Raw genomic sequence first — 19,402 nt, forward strand, 5'->3', positions numbered from 1 at the left:
CACCCCGTCAACATGATCTTTCCTACAGCCGGGCGAGTGTAACCGGCACACCTCGGCCCGGATCCAGGCGGCCACGCCAACCGGCACTACTTCGTTACACGCCGTGCCAGAGGGGCCTGTTGCAACGGGACGGGACGCGGTGGAGCGGACGCCGGGGCGACCGACGCGTTTGGCCCGTCCGGTGCACCGGGGCCACCGGGAGCGCCCGGTTCGCCCGGTTCGCTCGGAGTCGAACCCTCCGCCTCCCCCGCCCGTCCGCCGCCCGCGTCGGGCACCGTCAGCCGTGCCACGCCGCACGGCGACTGCGGGGTGGCGCACGGCAGGCGCAGCTCCCCGTCCGCGGTCCACAGCCCGGCCCCCGCCAGCCATCCCGCGGGTGCCGCGAGATGACGCACCTCCCGCTCGGCGGGCCGCCACACCCCGACCCAGCTTCCGAACGCGCCGTCCACGCGCAGCGCCACCGCGCAGCGTTCCGGCGTCAGCGCCTGACCCGGCTGGATCGCGAACGGCGTCACGACACAGCCCGGCAGCCGCAGGCACTCCGGGAAGCGCACCGGCAGCATGCTCCCCAGCACTCCCCAGCCCAGCCGGTCCCGACCCGGCGAGGGCGCGTCCGAGCGGATCAGCGCCAGGCCGCTGTCCGGGTCGGCCAGCAGTATCCGGTCGTCGCTGTCCGCGGCGATCTGCAGCAGCGGCGTCACCTCGCCGCCCCGCTCCAGGTCCAGTACGACCGCCTTGGTCCGCCCGCCGGTTTCCCGGTCCACGGCCAGTATCCGGCCCGTGCGGTCCAGCCAGGCCCCGCCCGAACAGCGGCCGGGAACCTCGGCGACCCGCTCGGGCCCGAAGGCGCCGCCCGCGACCTGCCACAGCACCGTCGAGCGCGGGCCGGCGGCGAGGGCGTAGGCCCGCTCGCCCCCCGGGGCCGGCGGCAGCAGCCGCAGGCCGGCGGCCTCCGCCGGGCACTCGACCGCGCCGAGCGGCAGCTCGCCCGTGCCGGGGCCGGCCGGGTACAGGAGGGAGAAGACGTGCCGGCCGGCCGCCACGCGGTGGACCAGGACCCGCCCGTCGCCCATCGGCTGCACCTCGGTGCCGGGCTCCTCCGGCTGGTCGCCGGGCAGCGGCACGGCGTACGGCTCGGGGCCGTCCAGGGTCCAGCGCTCCGGGTACCAGGAGTCCCCGCTCCGGGTCAGGCGCGCGGCGTAGGCGCCCTCCGCGGTGATGCTGCAGCCCGCCCGCGGCGGGCCCTCGCTCCCGGGTCCCGCCGAAGGTTCGATAGCACAGGCTGTCATCGTTCGGTCACCTCCGGCGACGAAGGTAGTTATCGCACGCACGGGCGGGGGGCGGCGGCGGTCCCCGTCACACATACGTGTGGCACAGGAACGATTCACCTGAGGGGCTGGCGGCTCGTGTGCTGTGCCGGACCGGGCCGGCCGCGGGGGCACGCTGCGGGTACAACGGCACAGAAGGGCCAGGTAGCCTTGCGTGCGTGCCCCGTCTGTCAGAAGTCATCGCCGCGCTGGAGAATCTGTGGCCCGCCGAGCGGGCCGAGTCCTGGGACGCGGTCGGCACCGTCGTGGGCGACCCCGCCCAGGAAGTCTCCCGGGTCCTGTTCGCCGTCGACCCGGTCCAGGAGATCGTCGACGAGGCGGTGAAGCTGGGCGCCGGCCTCCTCGTCACCCACCACCCGCTGTTCCTGCGGGGGACGACGACGGTCGCCGCCTCCACCTCCAAGGGCCGCGTGGTGCACACGCTCATCAAGAACGACGTCGCCCTGCACGTCGCCCACACCAACGCCGACACCGCCGACCCCGGCGTCTCCGACGCCCTGGCCGGCGCGCTCGGCCTCCGGGTCACCGGGCCCCTGGTCCCGGACCCCGCCGACCCCGAAGGCCGCCGGGGCCTCGGCAGGGTGTGCGAGTCGGAGCACCCGCTGACCGTCCGGGAACTCGCCGCCCGCGCCGCCGAGCGGCTGCCCGCCACCGCGCAGGGCATCCGCGTCGCCGGCGACCCGGAGGCCATCGTCCGCACGGTCGCCGTCAGCGGCGGTTCCGGCGACAGCCTCTTCGAGCACGTACGGGCGGCCGGCGTCGACGCGTTCCTCACCGCGGACCTGCGCCACCACCCCGTCTCGGAGGCCCGCGCCCACAGTCCCCTCGCGCTGCTCGACGCGGCGCACTGGGCCACCGAATGGCCCTGGTGCGAGCTGGCCGCAGCCCAGCTCGACGAGATCTCCGACCGGAACGGCTGGGACCTCAGGGTCCACGTCTCCAAGACGGTCACCGACCCCTGGACCGCCCACGCGGCGTCCACCCCGACCTCCGACGCAATGGGAGCCCCCAACTGAAAGCCGCGCCCGCCGACCAGATCCGACTGCTGGACGTCCAGGACCTCGACGTCCGACTCCAGCAGCTCGCGCACAAGCGCAGGTCCCTGCCCGAGCACGCCGAGATCGAGTCGCTGACCAAGGACCACGCCCAGCTGCGCGACCTCCTCGTGGCCGCGCAGACCGAGGAGAGCGACTGCGCCCGCGAGCAGACCAAGGCCGAGCAGGACGTGGACCAGGTGCGCCAGCGCGCCGTCCGCGACCAGCAGCGCCTCGACTCGGGCGCCGTCACCTCCCCGAAGGACCTGGAGAACCTCCAGCGCGAGATCACCTCCCTCGCCAAGCGGCAGGGCGACCTCGAGGACGTCGTTCTGGAGGTGATGGAGCGCCGCGAGTCCGCGCAGGAGCGGGTCGCCGAGCTGACCGAGCGGGTGGGCTCCGTGCAGGGGAAGATCGACGACGCCACGGCGCGCCGGGACGCGGCCGTCGGGGAACTGGACGCCGAGGCGGCCTCCGTGACCAAGGACCGCGAGGTCATCGCGGGCTCGGTCCCCGAGGACCTGCTGAAGCTCTACGACAAGCTGCGCGGGCAGCAGGGCGGCGTCGGTGCGGCCAAGCTGTACCAGCGCAGCTGCCAGGGCTGCCGCCAGGAGCTGGCGATCACCGAGCTGAGCGACATCCGCTCGGCGGCGCCCGACACGGTCGTACGCTGCGAGAACTGCCGCCGCATCCTGGTGCGCACGGCCGACTCCGGGCTGTAAGGGGCCGTTCCGGTGCGGGAGTTCGTCGTCGAGGCCGACGGCGGGTCACGGGGCAACCCGGGGCCCGCGGGCTACGGTGCCGTGGTGCTGGACGCGTCGTCGGGGGAGACCCTCGCCGAGGCCGCGGAGTACCTCGGTGTCGTCACGAACAACGTGGCCGAGTACCGGGGCCTGCTGGCCGGCCTGCGCGCGGCGAAGGAGCTGGACCCGGACGCGGCCGTCCACGTCCGGATGGACTCCAAGCTCGTCGTCGAGCAGATGTCGGGCCGCTGGAAGATCAAGCACCCCGACATGAAGCCGCTGGCCGCCGAGGCGGCACGCGTCTTCCCGCCGGGGCGGGTCACGTACGAGTGGATCCCCCGCGCGAGCAACCAGCACGCCGACCGCCTGGCCAACGAGGCGATGGACGCGGGGGCGCGGGGCGAGCGGTGGTCGCCGTCCACGTCGACGGCGGAGCTGGACACCCGCGCCGACCGGGCCGACCGGGCCGCGGCCGGGGAGGGCGCACCGGCCGCCGGTGCCGTCGCGTTCGGTGCGGGTGCGGGTGCGGGTGCGGGTGCGGGTGCGGGTGCGGGTGCGGGTGCGGGCAGCGGCGCCGGCGCCCGTTCCGGTGCCGTCGAGGGCGCGCCTTCCGGCTCCGGCTTCGGCTCCGGCTCCACGGCCGAACCCGCCGCCGAACCCGCCGCCGAGGTCATCGCCGGGCGCGTCGCGGGGGCCGCCGGGGCCGACGTACGGGCCGCGAAGGCCGTGGCCTCGCCCGGCTGGGGACCCCCCGACATGGGCGCCCCCGCCACCTTCGTCCTGCTCCGGCACGGGGAGACGCCGCTGACGCCGCAGAAGCGGTTCTCCGGAAGCGGCGGCAGCGACCCCTCCCTGTCGGCCGTCGGCCGGGAGCAGGCCGAGAAGGTCGCCGCGAGCCTCGCCCGGCGCGGCACGGTCCAGGCGATCGTCGCCTCGCCCCTGGCCCGCACCCGGGAGACCGCCGGCATCGTCGCCGCCCGCCTCGGTCTGGAGGTGACGGTCGAGGAGGGCCTGCGGGAGACCGACTTCGGCGCGTGGGAGGGGCTCACCTTCGGCGAGGTGAGGGAGCGGTACCCCGACGACCTGAACGCCTGGCTGTCCTCCCCCGACGCGGAACCGACCGGCGGCGGCGAGAGCTTCGCGGCGACCGGGGCCCGGGTCGCCGCCACTCGCGACAAGCTCGTCGCGGCGTACGCGGGCCGCACGGTGCTGCTGGTCTCCCACGTGACGCCGGTCAAGACGTTCGTACGGCTCGCCCTGGGCGCCCCGCCCGAGTCGCTGTTCCGCATGGAACTGTCGGCGGCATCCCTGTCGGCGGTGGCGTACTACGCGGACGGCGGCGCGAGCGTCCGCCTGTTCAACGACACGTCCCACCTGCGGTGAGCGCCGCCGCCTCACGGGCGAGCCGCTCCACCCGCCCCCAGTCGCGCCCGGCCACCGCATCCTTCGGCAGCATCCAACTGCCCCCGACACAGCCGACGTTGGGAAGCGCCAGGTACTCCGGCGCCGACCCCGGCCCGATACCGCCGGTCGGGCAGAAGCGGGCCTGCGGCAGCGGGGCGGAGAGCGCCTTGAGGTAGGCGGTGCCGCCCGCGGCCTCGGCCGGGAAGAACTTCATCTCCCGCACCCCGCGCTCCAGCAGCGCCACCACCTCCGACGTGGTCGACACCCCCGGCAGGAAGGGCACCCCGGACGCCCGCATCGCGTCCAGCAGCACGTCCGTCCACCCCGGGCTGACCAGGAACCGCGCCCCGGCCGCCACCACCTCACCGACCTGCTCCGGCGTGATGAGCGTGCCGGCCCCGACCACCGCACCCGGCACCTCACCGGCGATCGCGCGGATCGCGTCGACCGCGACCGGCGTCCGCAGCGTGACCTCGATCGCGGGCAGGCCGCCGGCGACGAGCGCACGGGCCAGCGGTACGGCGTGAGCGAGGTCGTCGACGACCACCACGGGGACGACGGGCGCGAGGTCCAGGACCGAGGCGGCGGGGGAGGGGGGCAGCGGTGAACTCATGCCCTCATCGTGCCGCCGCGGAGCATGCTGTGCAATGTGCGTTGCGTTCTGTGCAACGCAGCGTCCGGCCGGCTCAGTGGATCTCCGCCACCAGCACGTCCAGCGACCACGGCTTCCCCGCCTTCACGGGCGCCTGGGCCTCCACCTCGTACCCGAGGTCCCGCAGCGCCTGAACCAGCTCGGCGGGCTCCTCGGGCGCGCTCCCGGTCTCCAGCAGGCTCCGGACGATCCGCCCCTTGGTCGCCTTGTTGAAGTGGCTGACCACCTTCCGGGTCGGCGCGTGCAGCACCCGTACGGTCGCCGTCCGCCCGGCGACCTCGCCCTTCGGCTTCCACGCCGCCGCGTACGCCGACGAACGCAGGTCCAGCACCAGTCCGCCCCCGGCCGCCTCGGGCAGCACCTCGGCCATCGGCGCCCGCCAGTACGCGCCCAGCGCCCCGAGCGCGGGGAGCTTCACGCCCATCGAGCAACGGTAGGAAGGAATCCGGTCGGTCACCCGCACCGCGCCCCACAGCCCCGAGAACACCAGCAGCGACCGCGCGGCGCGCCGCTTGGCGGCCGTGTCCAGCGAGGCGAGGTCCAGGGCGTCGTACAGCACACCGGTGTAGATCTCCCCGGCCGGACGCGCACCGGCCGTGCGCAGCTCCGCGTTCTTGGCGACCTCGCCGCGCAGCCCCTCGCTCAGCCCGAGCACCTCGCGCGCCTTCTCCTCGTCACCGGCGCACAGCTCGACCAGCTCACCGAGGACGGTCTCCCGGGCGGGGGTCAGCCCCGGAAGGGACAGCGACTCCGGCTTCAGCGGGGCGCCCCGGCCGGACGCGGCCTTCCCCTCGGACGGCGGCAGCAGGACAAGCACACGTACTCCTTCACATCGAGCTCCAGGGCCCCCGGTCAGGGTACGGCGTACTCGCCCCGTGCCTGGTCGACGGCCCGTACGAGCGCCCCGGGGTCGTCGTCTACGCTCCCGCCGCCCTCGCGTCCCGCCCGGACGCCCTCCCTCCACGGAGGTGCTGGCCGCCCTCGGGGGCCTGGGCGTGATCTGCACGGCGGTCGCCTTCGTCGCCTTCCTCGAGCTGATCAAGGAGGCCGGCCCGACCCGGGCGACGGTCATCACGTACGTCAACCCGGCGGTCGCGGTCACCGCCGGCGCCCTTTTCCTGGACGAGCCCCTGACACCCGGCGTCATCGCCGCCTTCGCCCTGATCCTCACGGGCTCGGTCCTGGCGACGGCGGCCACGGGACCGGCGGCCACGTTGGCCACGGGACCAGCGACGACCGTGACACCGGCGGCGACCGTGACACCGGCGGCGACGGTGGGACCGGCGGAGACCACGGGGCCGGCGGCGACCGTGGGGCCGGGGCGCGGCGCACGCCCGGTACCATGGACGACACGGCAGACGAGCCGGGCGGGCGGCCGCGTGGAGTCCCTCACGGGACTTCCCGAGGAACGTCCGGGCTCCACAGGGCAGGGTGATGGCTAACGGCCACCCGGGGTGACCCGCGGGACAGTGCCACAGAAAGCAGACCGCCGGAGGCTTCGGCCCCCGGTAAGGGTGAAACGGTGGTGTAAGAGACCACCAGTGCCCAGGGCGACCTGGGCAGCTAGGTAAACCCCACCCGGAGCAAGGTCAAAAGGAGACACCCCGGTGTCTCTGCGCGGACGTTCGAGGGCTGCCCGCCCGAGTCCGCGGGTAGACCGCACGAGACCGGCGGCAACGCCGGTCCTAGATGGATGGCCGTCGCCGGCGGGCCCGCGAGGACCCACCGGAACAGAACCCGGCGTACAGCCCGACTCGTCTGCCGCTACCTGCGGCTTTGCCTCGGAAAGGGCCTCTGACCTGCGTCGGAGGCCCTTTCCGGTCTTTCAGGGGCTTGCCGCGTTAGGCCGCGAAAAGTCCCTCGGAAGTCCCTCGGACAGCGCTGAAAGTCCCTGAAAAGTCCCTGGGATGAAGAGACAGGGGGGATGGCCCGCGGGGAACTGCCACGCATCGCCGTTCGCAGCCGGGCGCGCATTCTCGTGCTGAGCCAACGGCGTGGCGGACCTCCGTCCGCGCCTCGGGAGGTGTATAGGAAGAGGCCAGTGCGGACGGCGCAGTCCGCAGGGTGAGGCCGAGGTGGTCGATGGCGGGCGGGGCGCATGAGGAGCTGGCGCAGTACGGCCAGCTTGGTGATCTGGGTCTTGAGTTGCTCCGACGTGTCGGTCGTCAGGTGGCAAGATCCCAGGGATTCCCACCGCCCGAAGGTCATGCTGCGTGGACGGACGAGGCCGTCGACGAGCTCCTGTTCGAGATGATCAGCAGGAAGGGCGAGAACTTCCTCCTGACCTGCTTTCTGAAGACGGTCGACGACGCTTCCCTGGAGAAGATGTTCTTCACGTCGATCAGGAATTTCCTGATCGACGAAGCCAAACGTACCGAGCGGGGGAAGCTGCGGCGGCGCTTCGCCGCGCGCCTTGGCGCGGACAGCCGGTTTCGCGCGGTGGCTGGTACTTCGCCCCGATGGGCCCTGGCCTCTCACCCACCCGGCGCCGTCTGGCAAGGCGATCTTGATGAACTGGTCAAAGCCGCCTGGGAAGTGCGTGGAGTATGGATCACTGCCTGGAACCACTCCGGGCCGACTCCCAGGGAAACCGTGCGCGCCCTGATGGCCGTACTCACCGGAGTGCTGGAGGCAGCAGGTGGAGCGGTCCGGGAGGAAGAACTGGCCAAGGTTCTTGAAGCCCGCTTCGAGCTGCTCGCTCCTGCCGAGTACACGACGCTGTACGCGGATGATGGCGCGCTCATCGACTCTGCCACCGATCAGGAACACGGGACCGTTCCCGTGGAGGCCGAGACCATAGCCGGGGAAATCTGGGCGGACATGTCCCCGCAGGAGCGGAAACTGCTGTCGTTCCTGGAGGACGATCCGGCGGAAGTCTCCGTCCTGCTTGGACTCGGGCGCCGACAGACGTCCGCGATCATGGATGCTCTGAGTGAGAAGCTCATGCTGGCTCTGACCGCTTCGGGTAGTGATCCCCGAGAGGTAGCCGCATCGTTGCTGCGCCGCAGCAGTGAACCCCCCTGACGTTCGGCGAGTGACGTCGTTTGTCCATAGTGGGAACAGACCGCCGAGAGGAATGGGGGCCGCCCGATGATCCAGGCATCGAGCAGCGCATATGAGCGGCTTCGCGCTGCAGCCGCCCAGCTGCATGTTCCCGATGCGGTCCGTACCGTGGCGGCGGCAGCGCCGGGTGATCCCCGACCGGGCCAGATCTGGCGCGCTGTGTGGGAAGGCGTTGTCGAGGTTGTGGCTATCGCGGCGGTCGATGACACCACGGTGCACGCCTTGCCCGTCTCCCTGGAGACGCGCTTCAACGACCCCGACACGGTGCTGCTGCCCGCCGAGGCTTCCACCTTGGAGCAGCCGATTGCCCTGTGGTGCGGTCTGGGCAGGCGTCTTCCGTGGTATGTCCTGGACCGGCAGGTCAGTGAGCTGTCCGTTCCCTTGGAAGCCGACGGCTCACCCGCCCCGGATGCCTCTGGGTACCGCTATGGCAGCCCCCTTCCCAGCCCCGCATCGCAGGCGGCCGAGTTCCGCTCCACCCTCGCCGACACCATGGACGTGCTGGCGACGGCGCGCTGGGCGCCTTCGGGCAGCGGCGGTCTGCCTGCCCTGCTGAAGCAGTGCGGCCTAGGCCCCACCGAACTGATCCATCGCTTGAGCATCAGGCCACCGCGCGCCCTCGCGCTGCTGCGCGCGCAGACACCTCTCACCCCGCCCGAAGCTCACCTCCTCGCACCGACCCTGGGCATGTCTGCGGACGCGATCCTGGCTGCCAATCCGCCGTTGCCCGACCGTTTGATACACGAGCTGAGTCGCCCCGCCCGCCGCCAACAGATCCGTCGGCTCGCCCACCTCACCGGAACCGCTGAACAGGAAGCCCGCCGACAGGCACTCTTTGCCACGCTCACACTGGCAGCGCGTCAGGAGCGCCCTGCGGAAGCGGACTGGCCTGCTCGGGTAGACCGCTATTTCCACGTGCACCTGGGCCCGGAGAGCGAGTGATGGACTACCTGCGCCGCGCCGCGGCCCGTACCCAGGCCAAGGCCATGCTCACCGTCCTGCAGCGCGACCACCCCGGCGCTGCCCAGCGGCTGGGCGACGGCGCCCTTGACGAGCTGCGGCAGTGGCCCGGCCTTCAGGTCAGGGACGTACCCGACGATCGCTCTGGCGGCGGCTGCAGTGTCTCCGGTGCCTATTTCGCCGGTACTCCCGCCGTCCTCGCCGTCGCCACCTCTGCCAGCCTGGCCCGCCGCGAGTTCACCGGTCTCCATGAGCTGGGCCACCACCTGCAGCAGACCGTGGTGGAGCTGATGGACGTCCTGCTTGCCGAGCCCGACGGTGGCGCCGCCCTGGAGGATGCTGCCTGCGATGCCTTCGCCGCCGACATCCTCCTGCCCGACACACTCACCGATCGCCATATCACTGCCGCCGGTCCCACGGCGGACGCCGCAGTCGCACTGTGGCGGGTGAGCAATGCCTCCCGTATGGCGGCGTGCGTGAAAGCCAGCGAACGCCTCCCAGCTCCCGGTCACATCCTGCTCCTCGATCGCGACGGCATCCTCGCCTTCGGTGCCTCCCACGGCCTGCCCCCACTGCGGCGCGGCAGCGACCAGAGCCAGGTCCCGGTCCTGCGCACGGCCCTGTCGGGCCAGGGACACGTCGAGGGACGTGGCCGGCTTGCCTACCGTGACGGCGCCGTCGCCGGTGAGGAGCTGTACTTGCAGACCGCGGCCATGGACGGCTACGTCCTCGCCGTCGCGGTCACCGACCTCGCGCCCTGGAGGACCTTCGCGCCCTCCGTTCGATACAACGGCCCCGAGGCCGCCAGCTATACCTGCGCACACTGCGGGGAGGACTTCACCTCCTTCGCCCGCGCCTGCGCCCGCTGCGAGTCTGCCCCGTGCCCCGACTGCGACCGCTGCGGCTGCGACCGCAAGGTGTTCGAGCGCCAGTGCACGGCCTGCTTCGTCGTCCATCCGGCGGCCATGTTCGACGGCGCCAGCAGCCGCTGCCGCGACTGCGACTGAACTCTTGTCACACCCGTCGCGCTACCGCCGAGTTACGTCGTCTGTCCCCAGTGAAGGCACCCACCCCGGGCGCCCCACCACGTACGGGACCCCGGAGCCGGCACCGGGCACCACGATCTACCCGGCCGGCAGAAACGAGCACGACAGCACGATGAACGACAGCACCAAGGGCGCCTTCGATGTCTTCGATGAGGAGCTCAACCTCGATGGCCGCGAGCGCAAAAGCGCCCAGAAGCGGCACAACGAGATCACCGAACACCTGGTGAACGCCGGCCTGGCCATCGCCACCTTCCTGCAGGGCAGCTTCGCCCGCAAGACGATGCTCAAGCCGCTCAAGGACGTCGACATGGTCATCCGGATGCACCCGCGCCTGGAGGAGACCCTGCGTCAGCCCGGCGGCCCCGCCCAGGCGATGAGCCTCATCCGCGGGGTCATCGCCGAGAAGTACCCCGACGCCCTCTTCGACGTGGATGACGCCCCTGCCCACGCCCTCCAGGTCACCTTCGCCGAGCTGGACTTCACCTTCGACCTGGTTCCCGCGCTCGACGTTGAAGACAGCGAGATCGTCTACATCGCTGACAGGGAGAACGACACCTGGGAGTGGTCCAACACCCGGACGCTCAACCGGATCATCAGCACCCGCAACCAGGCCACCGGCGGACGGTTCGTCCACCAGGTCCGCATGCTGAAGTCGTTCAAGAAGGGCAACCCCGTCCTCGACGACACCTGCGGGCTGCTGTGGGAGGCCTTCGCCTACGTGGCCGTCACCGGCCCGCTTGAGCACTCCCAGGCCCTCGCCACCACCCTGGCTCACGCCGCCCAGGCGGTCACCCACCCGGTGCTCGACCCAACCGGTGTTGACGACCTCACCGCCGAGTGGACGATCGACGAGCGTGATACGTACGCCACCACGCTGGCCGCCACCGCCCGACGGGCGGCCGAGGCGCGACGTCTGGAAGAGGACGGACAGCACGCTGCGGCCATCGAGATCTGGCACGCCTTGATCGGAGACCCGTTCCCACAGGCCAAGTCCCAGAACGCTACCGACGCGCTGCGCGCACTGGCTGCCGGCAGCATCACCTCCACCGGACGCGCCGTCGTCTCCCCGCGCGGGCAGCAGCCCGCGCGACCGGCCCGGTCATGGCGTACCCGCTGAAGGCGGTGCTCGCCGACCCAGGCGCAGCCGCCGACCACCTGCTCCACGCCGAGACCGTCTACGGCGTGGAGCAGGCGGCTGGCCGCGTCGGTCCGGGCGGAGCCGCGCTCCTCGAACTCACCTTGCGCCCGCTGCCCGCCCTGGAACGCGAGAACTACTCCACCGAACGTGTCCGCCTCGTCATCCGACCCGACTACACCGTGCACGCCTTCCCGCTCGACTCTGCCGACCGTGCCTTCAAGCATCGCAACCCGCCGCCGCTGAGGGACTTGTGCCTGCAGTACCCCAGCGATGACGCGGCCCTGCGCTGGATCCCCGAGGACGGCCTGGAAGCGCTGATCACTCTCGTTCACCGACATCTGCTTTACGAAGAGGCTTGGCGCCGCTCAGGCACCTGGCCGGCCGAAGACGCACCACATGGCCAACCCGCCCACGGCACCCACCCGCTGCGTACCGCCGAGACACAACAGGAGGCTCGCCGATGGGCCCGGCACCCTTCACCGCACCAGAAACGGCATCCACATCTGTGATCACGATCCTCGCGCTCGTCCTGGGCTCCTCCGTCGTCGCGGGAGCCCTCGGACACATCCTCACCGGCCTGCGCGCTGGAGCGACCGTCCGCCGAGACCGCTACGCCGCCGCGGTGAAGGTTCTGGTCGCACGTATCGAGTACCCCTACCGGATACGCCGCCGCACCAGCGACGATCCCGAGGTCCTGAGCACGCTCGCAATCACCGGACACGACCTCCAGGAGACCCTCGCAGAGAGCCGCGCCTGGATCGCGACGGAGAGCACGGTACTCAGTGAGGTATTCGACAACTGCCTCACCAACCTCGACGCTGCCTTCAAGCAGGCCTGTAGCGATGCCTGGAACGCCACACCTGTCACCGCCGCCGCCGAGATGAACCTGGGCGGCTTCGGGGTGGGGAACCAACAGCACATCGTCACCACGATGGAGCGCGCCCTTGGCTACCGCTTCGGGCTCCGACGCCTGATCCCTGCGTTCGTACTTCGGCGCCTTTTCAGGCGACTCCAGCTACTCCGGGCCTGATGCGCGATCCGGTTCCCTACGGCTCGCTGGTTTCGCACGAGGGCTGATGAAGGATGACTGGCTTGCGTTCCCGTACGCGATCGATCCCGACACATTGAACAACTGATCGTCCGAGCGGTCTGCTGGGCAACGAATCGCCAAGCCCTGCCGGTAACTACCTCCCGCCCGCCTTCATCGGACTAGTGGATAGGGTCGCGGTACCCGAGCTGGAGAGGTAGCCGCATGGACCCCGAGATCGTGATTGCGCAGACGACGAGTGACGACGAGGAGCAGGCGAAGACCCTCGCCAGAGGCGCTGTTGAGAGCAAACTGGCGGCGGGCGTCCACATCGATGCGCCCATCACCGCCTTCTACTGGTGGCAGGGGAAGGTCGAGGCGGCTCAGGAGTGGCGGATCTCCTATATGACGTCGTCGGATCGCCTCCCCGCGCTAGAGGCATGGCTGCATGAGAGGCACCCGTACGACGTCCCCCAGTGGGTCACGCTGCCTGTGACCGGAGGGTCGGAGGCGTACCTGTCCTGGGTCGTCGACGAGACGCGCCCGGGATAGAGGTCTCCACTACAGCGCCTTGCTCTCGCCGAGCCTGTGCGCTTCGACGCTTCACAGCGTCGCGAACGTCAGCAGGTGGCTGGCCAGGTCATGCTCAGTGTCGGGGAGCCCGGCAACGATGGCCTGAGCCCGCTGTCGGCCCATGGTGTTGGGCTTCGACTCCGCCGCTGCGGCGAACTGGTGCGCTACGTAGGCCCCGCGATCTACGTCGCCGCCGCGCAGAAGGGCGGACGCCAGGTCACCCAGGACGACCACGCCGGACTCGGGTAGTTCGCCGCCGAGGCGCTCGACTGCGGAGTCGGCCGTGGCCGTCAGCTCTTGACGCTTGAGTTCGCCGTAGACCGAGAGGGTCAAGGAGTCCATGCGGTACGGCGTCACGAAGCGGACCCACGCCTGCTCGCTCGTATGGTCGGCGAAGTCATAGGCGAACTTGGCCTGGTCGAGAGCACGAAGGGCGGCAGCGTCATCGCCTGACTGAGCGGCCTCCTCCGCGTACCGGCCCAGGGCCCACGCTGCGGCGGTTGCATTGCCACGTCCGCGTACATCTTGAGCTGCCTGCGAAAGCATCTCCAGCGCCTTCGCAGGGCTGGGGGCACCGTAGCTCGCGTAGCCCAGAGCGAGGGCGCGCAGCGGGGGGTGTCCAGCCTTCTTCGCGCACTCCGAGGTCACTCCGTAATAGGAAGTGGCCTTGTCGTGCTCGCCGAGGTCCCAGGCAACCCATCCGGCAAGAGCTGCGGTCTCTCCCGCGGCGATGGTCAGCGCTCGCTCGTGGGTTCCGGCGCGGGGAAGGGCTGCGGTGATCGCGTCCAAGTGTGCCTCGACCCGGGACTGCAGGCTGAGCGCGCTCTCGTTCAGCTCGTCCACGTGCAGCCGGGCCGCGTGATCAATAAGCACCCCCGCTGACTCAGGGTCGATCTTGGAACCCTTGCTGAGTGCATAGGCCAGTCGGCCCCACGGTTCGGCAGCCGCAGCCGCACCGATGACTGCGCCTCCCAGCAGCGTTCGGCGTTTCACGTCGTCCAGGTCCTCCGCCTCGGCCTTGTTCTTCTCTCGCCGCCTGGCGCGGGCGGCTCTCGCCTCGCGCAGCAGCGGCTCCAGCGGGACGCCACAGGCCAAAGCGATGTTCCCCAGGGTGTGGTCCGTCGGAACGTTCGCACCGTTCTCGTACCGGTTCACCTCCCGGCGGCTTACCGTTGCCCGGCCGGAGGCGGCGTTGATCGCACCGGCCTGCTCGTCCTGCGTCCGATTCGCGTTACGCCGCAGGTGACGGAGCAACTCGGCAAATGGATCCACCGCCATGAGTCTGACCCCTATCCGTGGGAGAAAGCCAATACTCCCCTCAACTCCCCCCTGGTTTTCCCCCTTGACAAAGATTTCCCCCTCCGGTTTCCCCTGTCCCGGATCGCGCAGTCACGGTGCGATGTGCTCATGACCACGCACCGGACAGCAACGCCGCCCCGACCTCGGGGCGACGACGGTGGCGCCCACGCCGTCGGCGCCTCGACCGCTCGGTGTCCGTTGGCCTCTCACGTCTTCGAGATGGCCATGGAGCCGGTAGATGTGCACGTCGCTCAAGCGCGACGAACGACGGCCACCGTGTTGAAGCACTGGTCGCTGCCGGAGACGCCGGCAGAGGACGCCCGGCTCGTCGTCTCGGAGTTGGTGTCCAACGCGATCATTCACGGTTCCGGGGACGTCCGACTGCGACTGCGACACGACGAGCACGAGCTTCGAATCCGAGTCACCGACGACAGCACGGCACCGGCGAGGCGGCGGCGTGCGAGTGCCGCCGGCCTCGGCGGTCGAGGGCTGCACCTCGTCGCCTGCTTGTCGCTTCGGTGGGGCGTCGCGGACGGCGGCCGGACGACGTACGCGGTCATCCCCACTCTCACGGAGGCACCCCCATGTCGCCGCACAACGCAGCCAAGCACGGAGCCGACGTGTTGAGCCTCGTCGCCTTTGATCGGGGGCGAGAGAAGCACACGGGCGGTGGGGCGCCGACCGCTGGCCGTGACTACCCGAGCTGGCCTCGCACCTCTGCCCAGGTGAAGCGCCGGTCCCGAGCTGGCCAACTCCGAGGCTTGCGCCAGCACTTCTACCGTAAGGCCGTCGGCGCGCAGGCCGATCAGCCGCTGCGCGTGCTGGCGTACAGCCTGGTACCGAGTCCGAGGGCCCGACCTGACGAGGACTGGGGGACGCTACAGGCTGAGGCCGACCAGCTCGGTTACGCGATCACCGCCCGGCTCCACGATGTGGCGGTCCCTGTGACCACGACGTACCTCCCGGCATCCAGTGCGAGCCAGGGCGTCTACACGCCGCCTTGGGATCGACCTGGTTGGCGGGAAGCCGAGCGACAGCTCCGAGAGGGCTTGGCCGACGGCGTGCTCGTCCTCGACCGGCACAACATCAGCTCCGATGACGGCGAGTACCACGCCGTGATCAAACACCTGGGCGAGCGCTGCCGGGCGTTTCTCCACCTCGTGATCTCCGAGGAGCCCGTCGCGCCGACTTGAAGGCGTCCGCTGCGCTGGATGGACAGGAAGGGCTGGGGCTGGCGGCAGATCAGCGCCCAGATCGCCCTGATCGTCACCGTGAGCGTCGTGCTCGTCTTCACCTCCAAATACACCTGACCGAGGGCAGACCATGACTTTCGAGGGACACATCGATCGTGCGCCGCGCCTCCTGCCGCACCGCGAGCAGGGCGAGGCGTTCCTCGCCATCCGGGAGGCCGCTCCGTCGGCACCCAGCGAAGAGGGCATCGACCTCTTCGCCGTGCCCGCCGGTGAGGTTCAGGGGCGTGGCTTCAACCTCTCGCGCCTGCCGGCCGCGCCGAACGGAGCTGTCTCGCCTTCGGCTGACGGTCCACCGGACGCGGCCTGACTGGCCCGGCCCAGTACCCCGAGTTGCAACTCGAACCGGCCTCGCCCCTCTGAGGCGCGACGGCCTCACTGACGAGAGGACGATCATGACCGTTCCCGCTTGCGGATCGCCACCCGCTCCGGCCGCGCCGAGCGACCACGGGTCGCGCGCTCTTCTACTCGACCTCGACGGGGTCCTCCTCGACACGCGTCCCGTGATGCGGAGGGCGTGGCAGAGGGTCCAGGAGGTCCATGGCGTCGCGCTCCCGTTCCGTGACTACGAGCGCCACCTGGGTCGCGAGTTCGGGGACATCATGGAGCGCCTGGGCGTGACCGATGCCGAGGCGGTCCATAGGACCTACGAGGCGGAGTCCGTGGCCACCGCGCACCTCGCGGAGGAGTTCGCCGGCATCGTCGAGACGCTCCACGCCTTCGTGGCCGCCGACTGGCGGCTGGGCGTCGTGACGTCCAAGCACGTCGACCGGGCGGCCCCGCTCCTCGCGCGCCTCGGGTGTCCCTTCGCGACCATCCGCACGCCCGCCGGCGCGGGCCGAACGAAGCCGGCCCCGGACCCGCTCCTCCTGGCACTGGTCGACCTGGGAGTCGACCCCGCTTCCGCCGTCTACGTGGGTGACATGGCGGTCGACCAGGAGTCGGCCGCACGCGCCGGCGTCCCTTATGTGCACGCTGGGTGGGGCTACGGGCAGCCGACGGCTCCCGCCCCGGAGACGGTCTCGTCCCCCAGGGAACTGCTGAGCCTCCTCCCCGCCAAGCAGCTCGTCGAGGGGAGCACGGTGTGAGCCCCCGCACCACTGGTGGCCTCGGCCTGGTCCGCTCCTCCAACGTCGGGAAGCCGACGTGGACTCTCGTCGGAACCGGCGCCCTGGCGCACGCGCGAACCGACCACATCCACACGACGGAGCTTGATGCGACGGCCGTCGACAAGCAGTTACTGCGCTCCGGCGTTGAAGACGTCATGGAGGCCGTCGACCGCTACAGCGCCAAGTGGGCCGCCACCCCGGGCGGAGCCGACTGGCTCCACGTTCAGCACGTCCCCGTGCGACGCTTCGTCGCCGAGATCGTGCGCAAGCTCCTGGCCCTGAACTCCTGGGCACCGTTCGCCTCCGCCCCAGGGCCCCTGACCCTGGCCCCCTACGAAGGTCTCGTGGGACTGCGTTCGAGCAGCTCGCGGGAGTACCTGGCCTACACCGTGACATGGTCCGGCATCGCGTACGCGCTCGGTGCTGCGGCACCGCACAACCCGACCCGCTCCGCCCAGCTCCGGAACCGCGCCCGGACGAGTACGGCGAACACGGAGCCGAGGCCGCTCCCCTCGGATCTCGGACGGCAGGACGTTCTGGCGCTGTCGTGGACCTCCCGCCATGCCGCCACGCTGACCCCCGTTCTCGCCGAGCTGGCGCGAGGCGGGCAGAGGAGCCTCCTGCTCGACCTCGCCACTGATGCCGCCGAGCGATGCAGCTCGGGACCGGCAATGGGTTTCGAGCTGCGAGCGGCTCCGAGCGACCTCTTCACCGTCTCCGGCACCGCCGAGGGCCTCCACCGCCCCGACGACGAGCACGTCGTCCAAGTGGAAGGCCACGGCATCCAACTTGCACGGCTCGTAAGGCTTTTGTCTGTTCTCTTGGAGACCAGCGGGGGCTGCACCCAACCGTCGTGGCGGACGGTGGTGCGGGCGGAGAGCTGGCTCGACGACATCCTGTCGACCACCCGGCCGCACACCGTCCTGCTGAGCAACGACACCAGCCCACTGGGCGTACTGGCCGCGCACGCCGCTGAGCGGCACGGAGCGAACTCGGTGCACGTCCAGCACGGGGCGTGGACGCCGGAATCGGTCGCCTGGCCGGCCCTGCACAGCCGCGACATCATCGTCATGGGCGAGCGGGACCTTGCCCTGGGCCGAGGGTGGGCGCGCCACCCCGAGGCCGAGGTGCACGTCCTCGGGCAGCCCCGCTTCGACGTCCTCACCAGCCTGAGCCGCCAGACACAACGGCGGTACCTGGAGAACCTGCTCGCTCCGGGGGGTCGGCGCGCGCCGACCCGGATCGCGGTGTGGGCCTGCCAGCCCTTCAACCCCGATCACCTCAAGTCCCACGCGGACCTCCTCCTGGACGGGCTCGCCGAGGCGGACGGCGACTGGGGGCTCGTCATCGCTCCACACCCGGCGCAGGGAGCCGACGCCTTCACCGCTCTGGTGAAGCGGGACGCCGGGCCGCCCATCGCGGTGGTCGATCCCCGAGTCGGAGCCCGAGGCTGCCTCGCCGGCGCGAACGTCCTGGCGAGCGCGTACTCGACGTGCGGGATCGAAGCCGCGCTGCTCGGCATTCCGGTCCTCGAAATCGGCCCGCCGGGCGAACGCACCCTGGGCCTGACCAGTCACGGACTGGCGACCCGGTGCGAGGCCGCCGGTGAAGTCGCCGAAGCACTCTCCGGCTTGCGCGCGGGCCCTGCGCCGATCCCGCGGGCGGCCTTGGACGCGGTCTGCCGGTGGCGCGGCGACAGCGCCACTCGGATCGCCCGGCTCATCACCGACCGTGCCACCTCCGGCCCGAGGGCCGACGACTCCACCCACCACCATCCGGGCGCCGCTGTGTCGCCCAAGGACGAAGGAGCATCCGTCCGATGACATCCCTCACGGCCGACAGCATCGCCGAGCTGTTCTCCGGCGCCGTCACGCTGGCCAAGTCCGGCGAGAAGATCAGCCCCCGGGGCATGGCCACCCACGAAGTCCGCGATGTGCACCTGCTGCTCACCCAGCCGCGTGCCCGCCTGCTCTACGCCCCGCCCGCCCGCATCGTGAATCCGGCGTTCGCCGTCGCCGAGACGGTCTGGCACCTGTCCGGCTCCGACGCCCCGTGGATCTTCGACTACAACAACCGGCTGCGCCAGTTCGCCGACGAAGGCGTCCTCCTGGGCGCGTATGGCCCCAGGATGCGGAACTGGGCAGGCAAGGTCGACCAGCTCGCCCGCGTCGTCGAGATCCTCCAGGCCGACCCCGACTCCCGGCGCGCCCTGATCCAGCTCTACGACCCGGCCCAGGACGCCGCAGGGCACAAGGACGTGCCGTGCACCCTTGGGTTCCGGTTCCACCTGCGCGCCGGCCGCCTGCACATGGCGACCATGATGCGCGGCCAGGACGTATGGATCGGCATGCCGTACGACGTGTTCTTCTACACCGTGCTGCACGAGCTGGTCGCCGGATGGCTCGACGCCGAACTCGGCGAGTTTCGGCTGCACATCGGCTCGCTGCACATCTACGACGAGCACATCGAGCAGGCCGACATGCTCACCTCGCTCCCGGCGAGCGAGATCATGCCCGACCTGCGAACACCCTGGAACGGCTTCGGCGGCCTACTCGACCAGGTCGAGGCCCGCGACGTGACCGGCCACCCCGGCTGGGACGCGATGGCCGAGACGCTGCGCAGCTACCGGCTGTGGAAGGACGGCAAGCGCGAGCAGGCGTGGCGGGCGGCCGACACGATCGACGGGCCCCTCGGCCAAGCCCTCACCGCCTGGTACGGAGAGCTGGAGCGGCGCTCGACGAATCGCGCCGCGACGGCAGGGGCAAGGTGACCGCCG

The 19,402-nt window shown here is 71.0% G+C and carries 20 protein-coding genes, 1 other RNA gene and 1 pseudogene; 18 read left to right on the forward strand and 4 right to left on the reverse strand.

The features are described 5' to 3' along the window. Positions 1 to 86: 86 nt before the first annotated feature. On the reverse strand, positions 87 to 1,289 hold the full coding sequence (locus tag ACVV2G_RS00805; RefSeq protein WP_453840580.1) for a hypothetical protein: 1,203 nt from the start codon (positions 1,287 to 1,289) through the stop codon (positions 87 to 89). Positions 1,290 to 1,486: 197 nt separating this feature from the next. Here ACVV2G_RS00805 and ACVV2G_RS00810 point away from each other — a divergent pair, with 197 nt between their 5' ends. Genes ACVV2G_RS00810 through ACVV2G_RS00820 form a run of 3 tightly spaced genes read left to right on the forward strand, consistent with a single transcriptional unit; the run spans position 1,487 to position 4,488 of the window. Next, positions 1,487 to 2,344 carry a Nif3-like dinuclear metal center hexameric protein gene (locus ACVV2G_RS00810; RefSeq protein WP_453840581.1) on the forward strand — a complete coding sequence of 286 codons (858 nt, stop codon included), beginning with the start codon at positions 1,487 to 1,489 and terminating at the stop codon, positions 2,342 to 2,344. Further along, positions 2,341 to 3,084 carry a zinc ribbon domain-containing protein gene (locus ACVV2G_RS00815; RefSeq protein ID WP_453840973.1) on the forward strand — a complete coding sequence of 248 codons (744 nt, stop codon included), beginning with the start codon at positions 2,341 to 2,343 and terminating at the stop codon, positions 3,082 to 3,084. The genes ACVV2G_RS00810 and ACVV2G_RS00815 overlap by 4 nt, the downstream gene beginning before the upstream one ends. Before the next feature lie 12 nt (positions 3,085 to 3,096). Continuing rightward, positions 3,097 to 4,488, forward strand: coding sequence for a bifunctional RNase H/acid phosphatase (locus ACVV2G_RS00820; RefSeq protein WP_453840582.1), 1,392 nt, complete (start codon positions 3,097 to 3,099; stop codon positions 4,486 to 4,488). On the opposite strand, the gene eda is transcribed toward ACVV2G_RS00820, so the two are convergent. Together eda and yaaA are read right to left on the reverse strand one after the other, a co-directional pair. Beyond that, positions 4,463 to 5,122, reverse strand: coding sequence for a bifunctional 4-hydroxy-2-oxoglutarate aldolase/2-dehydro-3-deoxy-phosphogluconate aldolase (gene eda, locus ACVV2G_RS00825; protein ID WP_453840583.1), 660 nt, complete (start codon positions 5,120 to 5,122; stop codon positions 4,463 to 4,465). The genes ACVV2G_RS00820 and eda overlap by 26 nt on opposite strands. Before the next feature lie 73 nt (positions 5,123 to 5,195). Next, positions 5,196 to 5,978 carry a peroxide stress protein YaaA gene (yaaA, locus tag ACVV2G_RS00830; protein ID WP_453840584.1) on the reverse strand — a complete coding sequence of 261 codons (783 nt, stop codon included), beginning with the start codon at positions 5,976 to 5,978 and terminating at the stop codon, positions 5,196 to 5,198. 53 nt (positions 5,979 to 6,031) lie between these two features. Between yaaA and ACVV2G_RS00835 the strand changes: the two are divergent. The 9 genes and pseudogenes from ACVV2G_RS00835 to cutA all read left to right on the forward strand — a co-directional run. Beyond that, a pseudogene (locus tag ACVV2G_RS00835) lies at positions 6,032 to 6,357 on the forward strand (EamA family transporter); the annotation flags it as partial. A gap of 163 nt (positions 6,358 to 6,520) precedes the next feature. Then, an RNA gene (gene rnpB / locus ACVV2G_RS00840) (RNase P RNA component class A) lies at positions 6,521 to 6,922 on the forward strand. A gap of 321 nt (positions 6,923 to 7,243) precedes the next feature. After that, positions 7,244 to 8,185 carry a hypothetical protein gene (locus tag ACVV2G_RS00845; RefSeq protein ID WP_453840585.1) on the forward strand — a complete coding sequence of 314 codons (942 nt, stop codon included), beginning with the start codon at positions 7,244 to 7,246 and terminating at the stop codon, positions 8,183 to 8,185. A 66-nt stretch (positions 8,186 to 8,251) separates the two neighbouring features. Beyond that, positions 8,252 to 9,166, forward strand: a complete 915-nt coding sequence (locus ACVV2G_RS00850; protein WP_453840586.1) for a hypothetical protein — start codon at positions 8,252 to 8,254, stop codon at positions 9,164 to 9,166. Further along, positions 9,166 to 10,191: an ImmA/IrrE family metallo-endopeptidase gene (locus ACVV2G_RS00855; protein ID WP_311309690.1), complete on the forward strand. Its 1,026-nt coding sequence runs from the start codon at positions 9,166 to 9,168 to the stop codon at positions 10,189 to 10,191. Before ACVV2G_RS00850 ends, ACVV2G_RS00855 begins: the two co-directional genes overlap by 1 nt. 151 nt (positions 10,192 to 10,342) lie before the next feature. Further along, entirely contained in the window at positions 10,343 to 11,347 is a 1,005-nt protein-coding gene (locus ACVV2G_RS00860) for an SMODS domain-containing nucleotidyltransferase (protein ID WP_453840587.1), read from the forward strand. Next, the gene (locus ACVV2G_RS00865; protein WP_453840588.1) at positions 11,332 to 11,877 is read left to right on the forward strand and encodes a hypothetical protein; all 546 of its coding nucleotides are present in this window, start codon (positions 11,332 to 11,334) and stop codon (positions 11,875 to 11,877) included. Before ACVV2G_RS00860 ends, ACVV2G_RS00865 begins: the two co-directional genes overlap by 16 nt. Further along, entirely contained in the window at positions 11,874 to 12,398 is a 525-nt protein-coding gene (locus ACVV2G_RS00870; RefSeq protein WP_164253248.1) for a hypothetical protein, read from the forward strand. Before ACVV2G_RS00865 ends, ACVV2G_RS00870 begins: the two co-directional genes overlap by 4 nt. 222 nt (positions 12,399 to 12,620) lie before the next feature. Then, positions 12,621 to 12,947: a divalent-cation tolerance protein CutA gene (cutA, locus tag ACVV2G_RS00875; protein WP_004921029.1), complete on the forward strand. Its 327-nt coding sequence runs from the start codon at positions 12,621 to 12,623 to the stop codon at positions 12,945 to 12,947. Positions 12,948 to 12,998: 51 nt separating this feature from the next. Here the strand turns inward: cutA and ACVV2G_RS00880 are convergent, their stop codons facing one another. Continuing rightward, complete coding sequence (locus tag ACVV2G_RS00880; protein WP_453840589.1) at positions 12,999 to 14,246, reverse strand: helix-turn-helix domain-containing protein; 1,248 nt, start codon at positions 14,244 to 14,246, stop codon at positions 12,999 to 13,001. Positions 14,247 to 14,492: 246 nt separating this feature from the next. Here ACVV2G_RS00880 and ACVV2G_RS00885 point away from each other — a divergent pair, with 246 nt between their 5' ends. From ACVV2G_RS00885 to ACVV2G_RS00910, 6 genes are all read left to right on the forward strand, one after another. Continuing rightward, positions 14,493 to 14,894 carry an ATP-binding protein gene (locus tag ACVV2G_RS00885; RefSeq protein ID WP_453840974.1) on the forward strand — a complete coding sequence of 134 codons (402 nt, stop codon included), beginning with the start codon at positions 14,493 to 14,495 and terminating at the stop codon, positions 14,892 to 14,894. Positions 14,895 to 15,028: 134 nt separating this feature from the next. Then, complete coding sequence (locus ACVV2G_RS00890) at positions 15,029 to 15,460, forward strand: hypothetical protein (protein WP_453840590.1); 432 nt, start codon at positions 15,029 to 15,031, stop codon at positions 15,458 to 15,460. Positions 15,461 to 15,590: 130 nt separating this feature from the next. Beyond that, positions 15,591 to 15,827, forward strand: a complete 237-nt coding sequence (locus ACVV2G_RS00895; RefSeq protein ID WP_453840591.1) for a hypothetical protein — start codon at positions 15,591 to 15,593, stop codon at positions 15,825 to 15,827. Between the two features lie 85 nt (positions 15,828 to 15,912). Then, entirely contained in the window at positions 15,913 to 16,605 is a 693-nt protein-coding gene (locus tag ACVV2G_RS00900; RefSeq protein ID WP_453840592.1) for an HAD family hydrolase, read from the forward strand. Continuing rightward, positions 16,602 to 18,449, forward strand: coding sequence for a hypothetical protein (locus tag ACVV2G_RS00905; RefSeq protein ID WP_453840593.1), 1,848 nt, complete (start codon positions 16,602 to 16,604; stop codon positions 18,447 to 18,449). The genes ACVV2G_RS00900 and ACVV2G_RS00905 overlap by 4 nt, the downstream gene beginning before the upstream one ends. After that, positions 18,446 to 19,396, forward strand: coding sequence for a thymidylate synthase (locus ACVV2G_RS00910; RefSeq protein ID WP_422811958.1), 951 nt, complete (start codon positions 18,446 to 18,448; stop codon positions 19,394 to 19,396). Before ACVV2G_RS00905 ends, ACVV2G_RS00910 begins: the two co-directional genes overlap by 4 nt. Positions 19,397 to 19,402: the final 6 nt, after the last annotated feature.

Source organism: Streptomyces sp. JK94 (assembly GCF_053613315.1).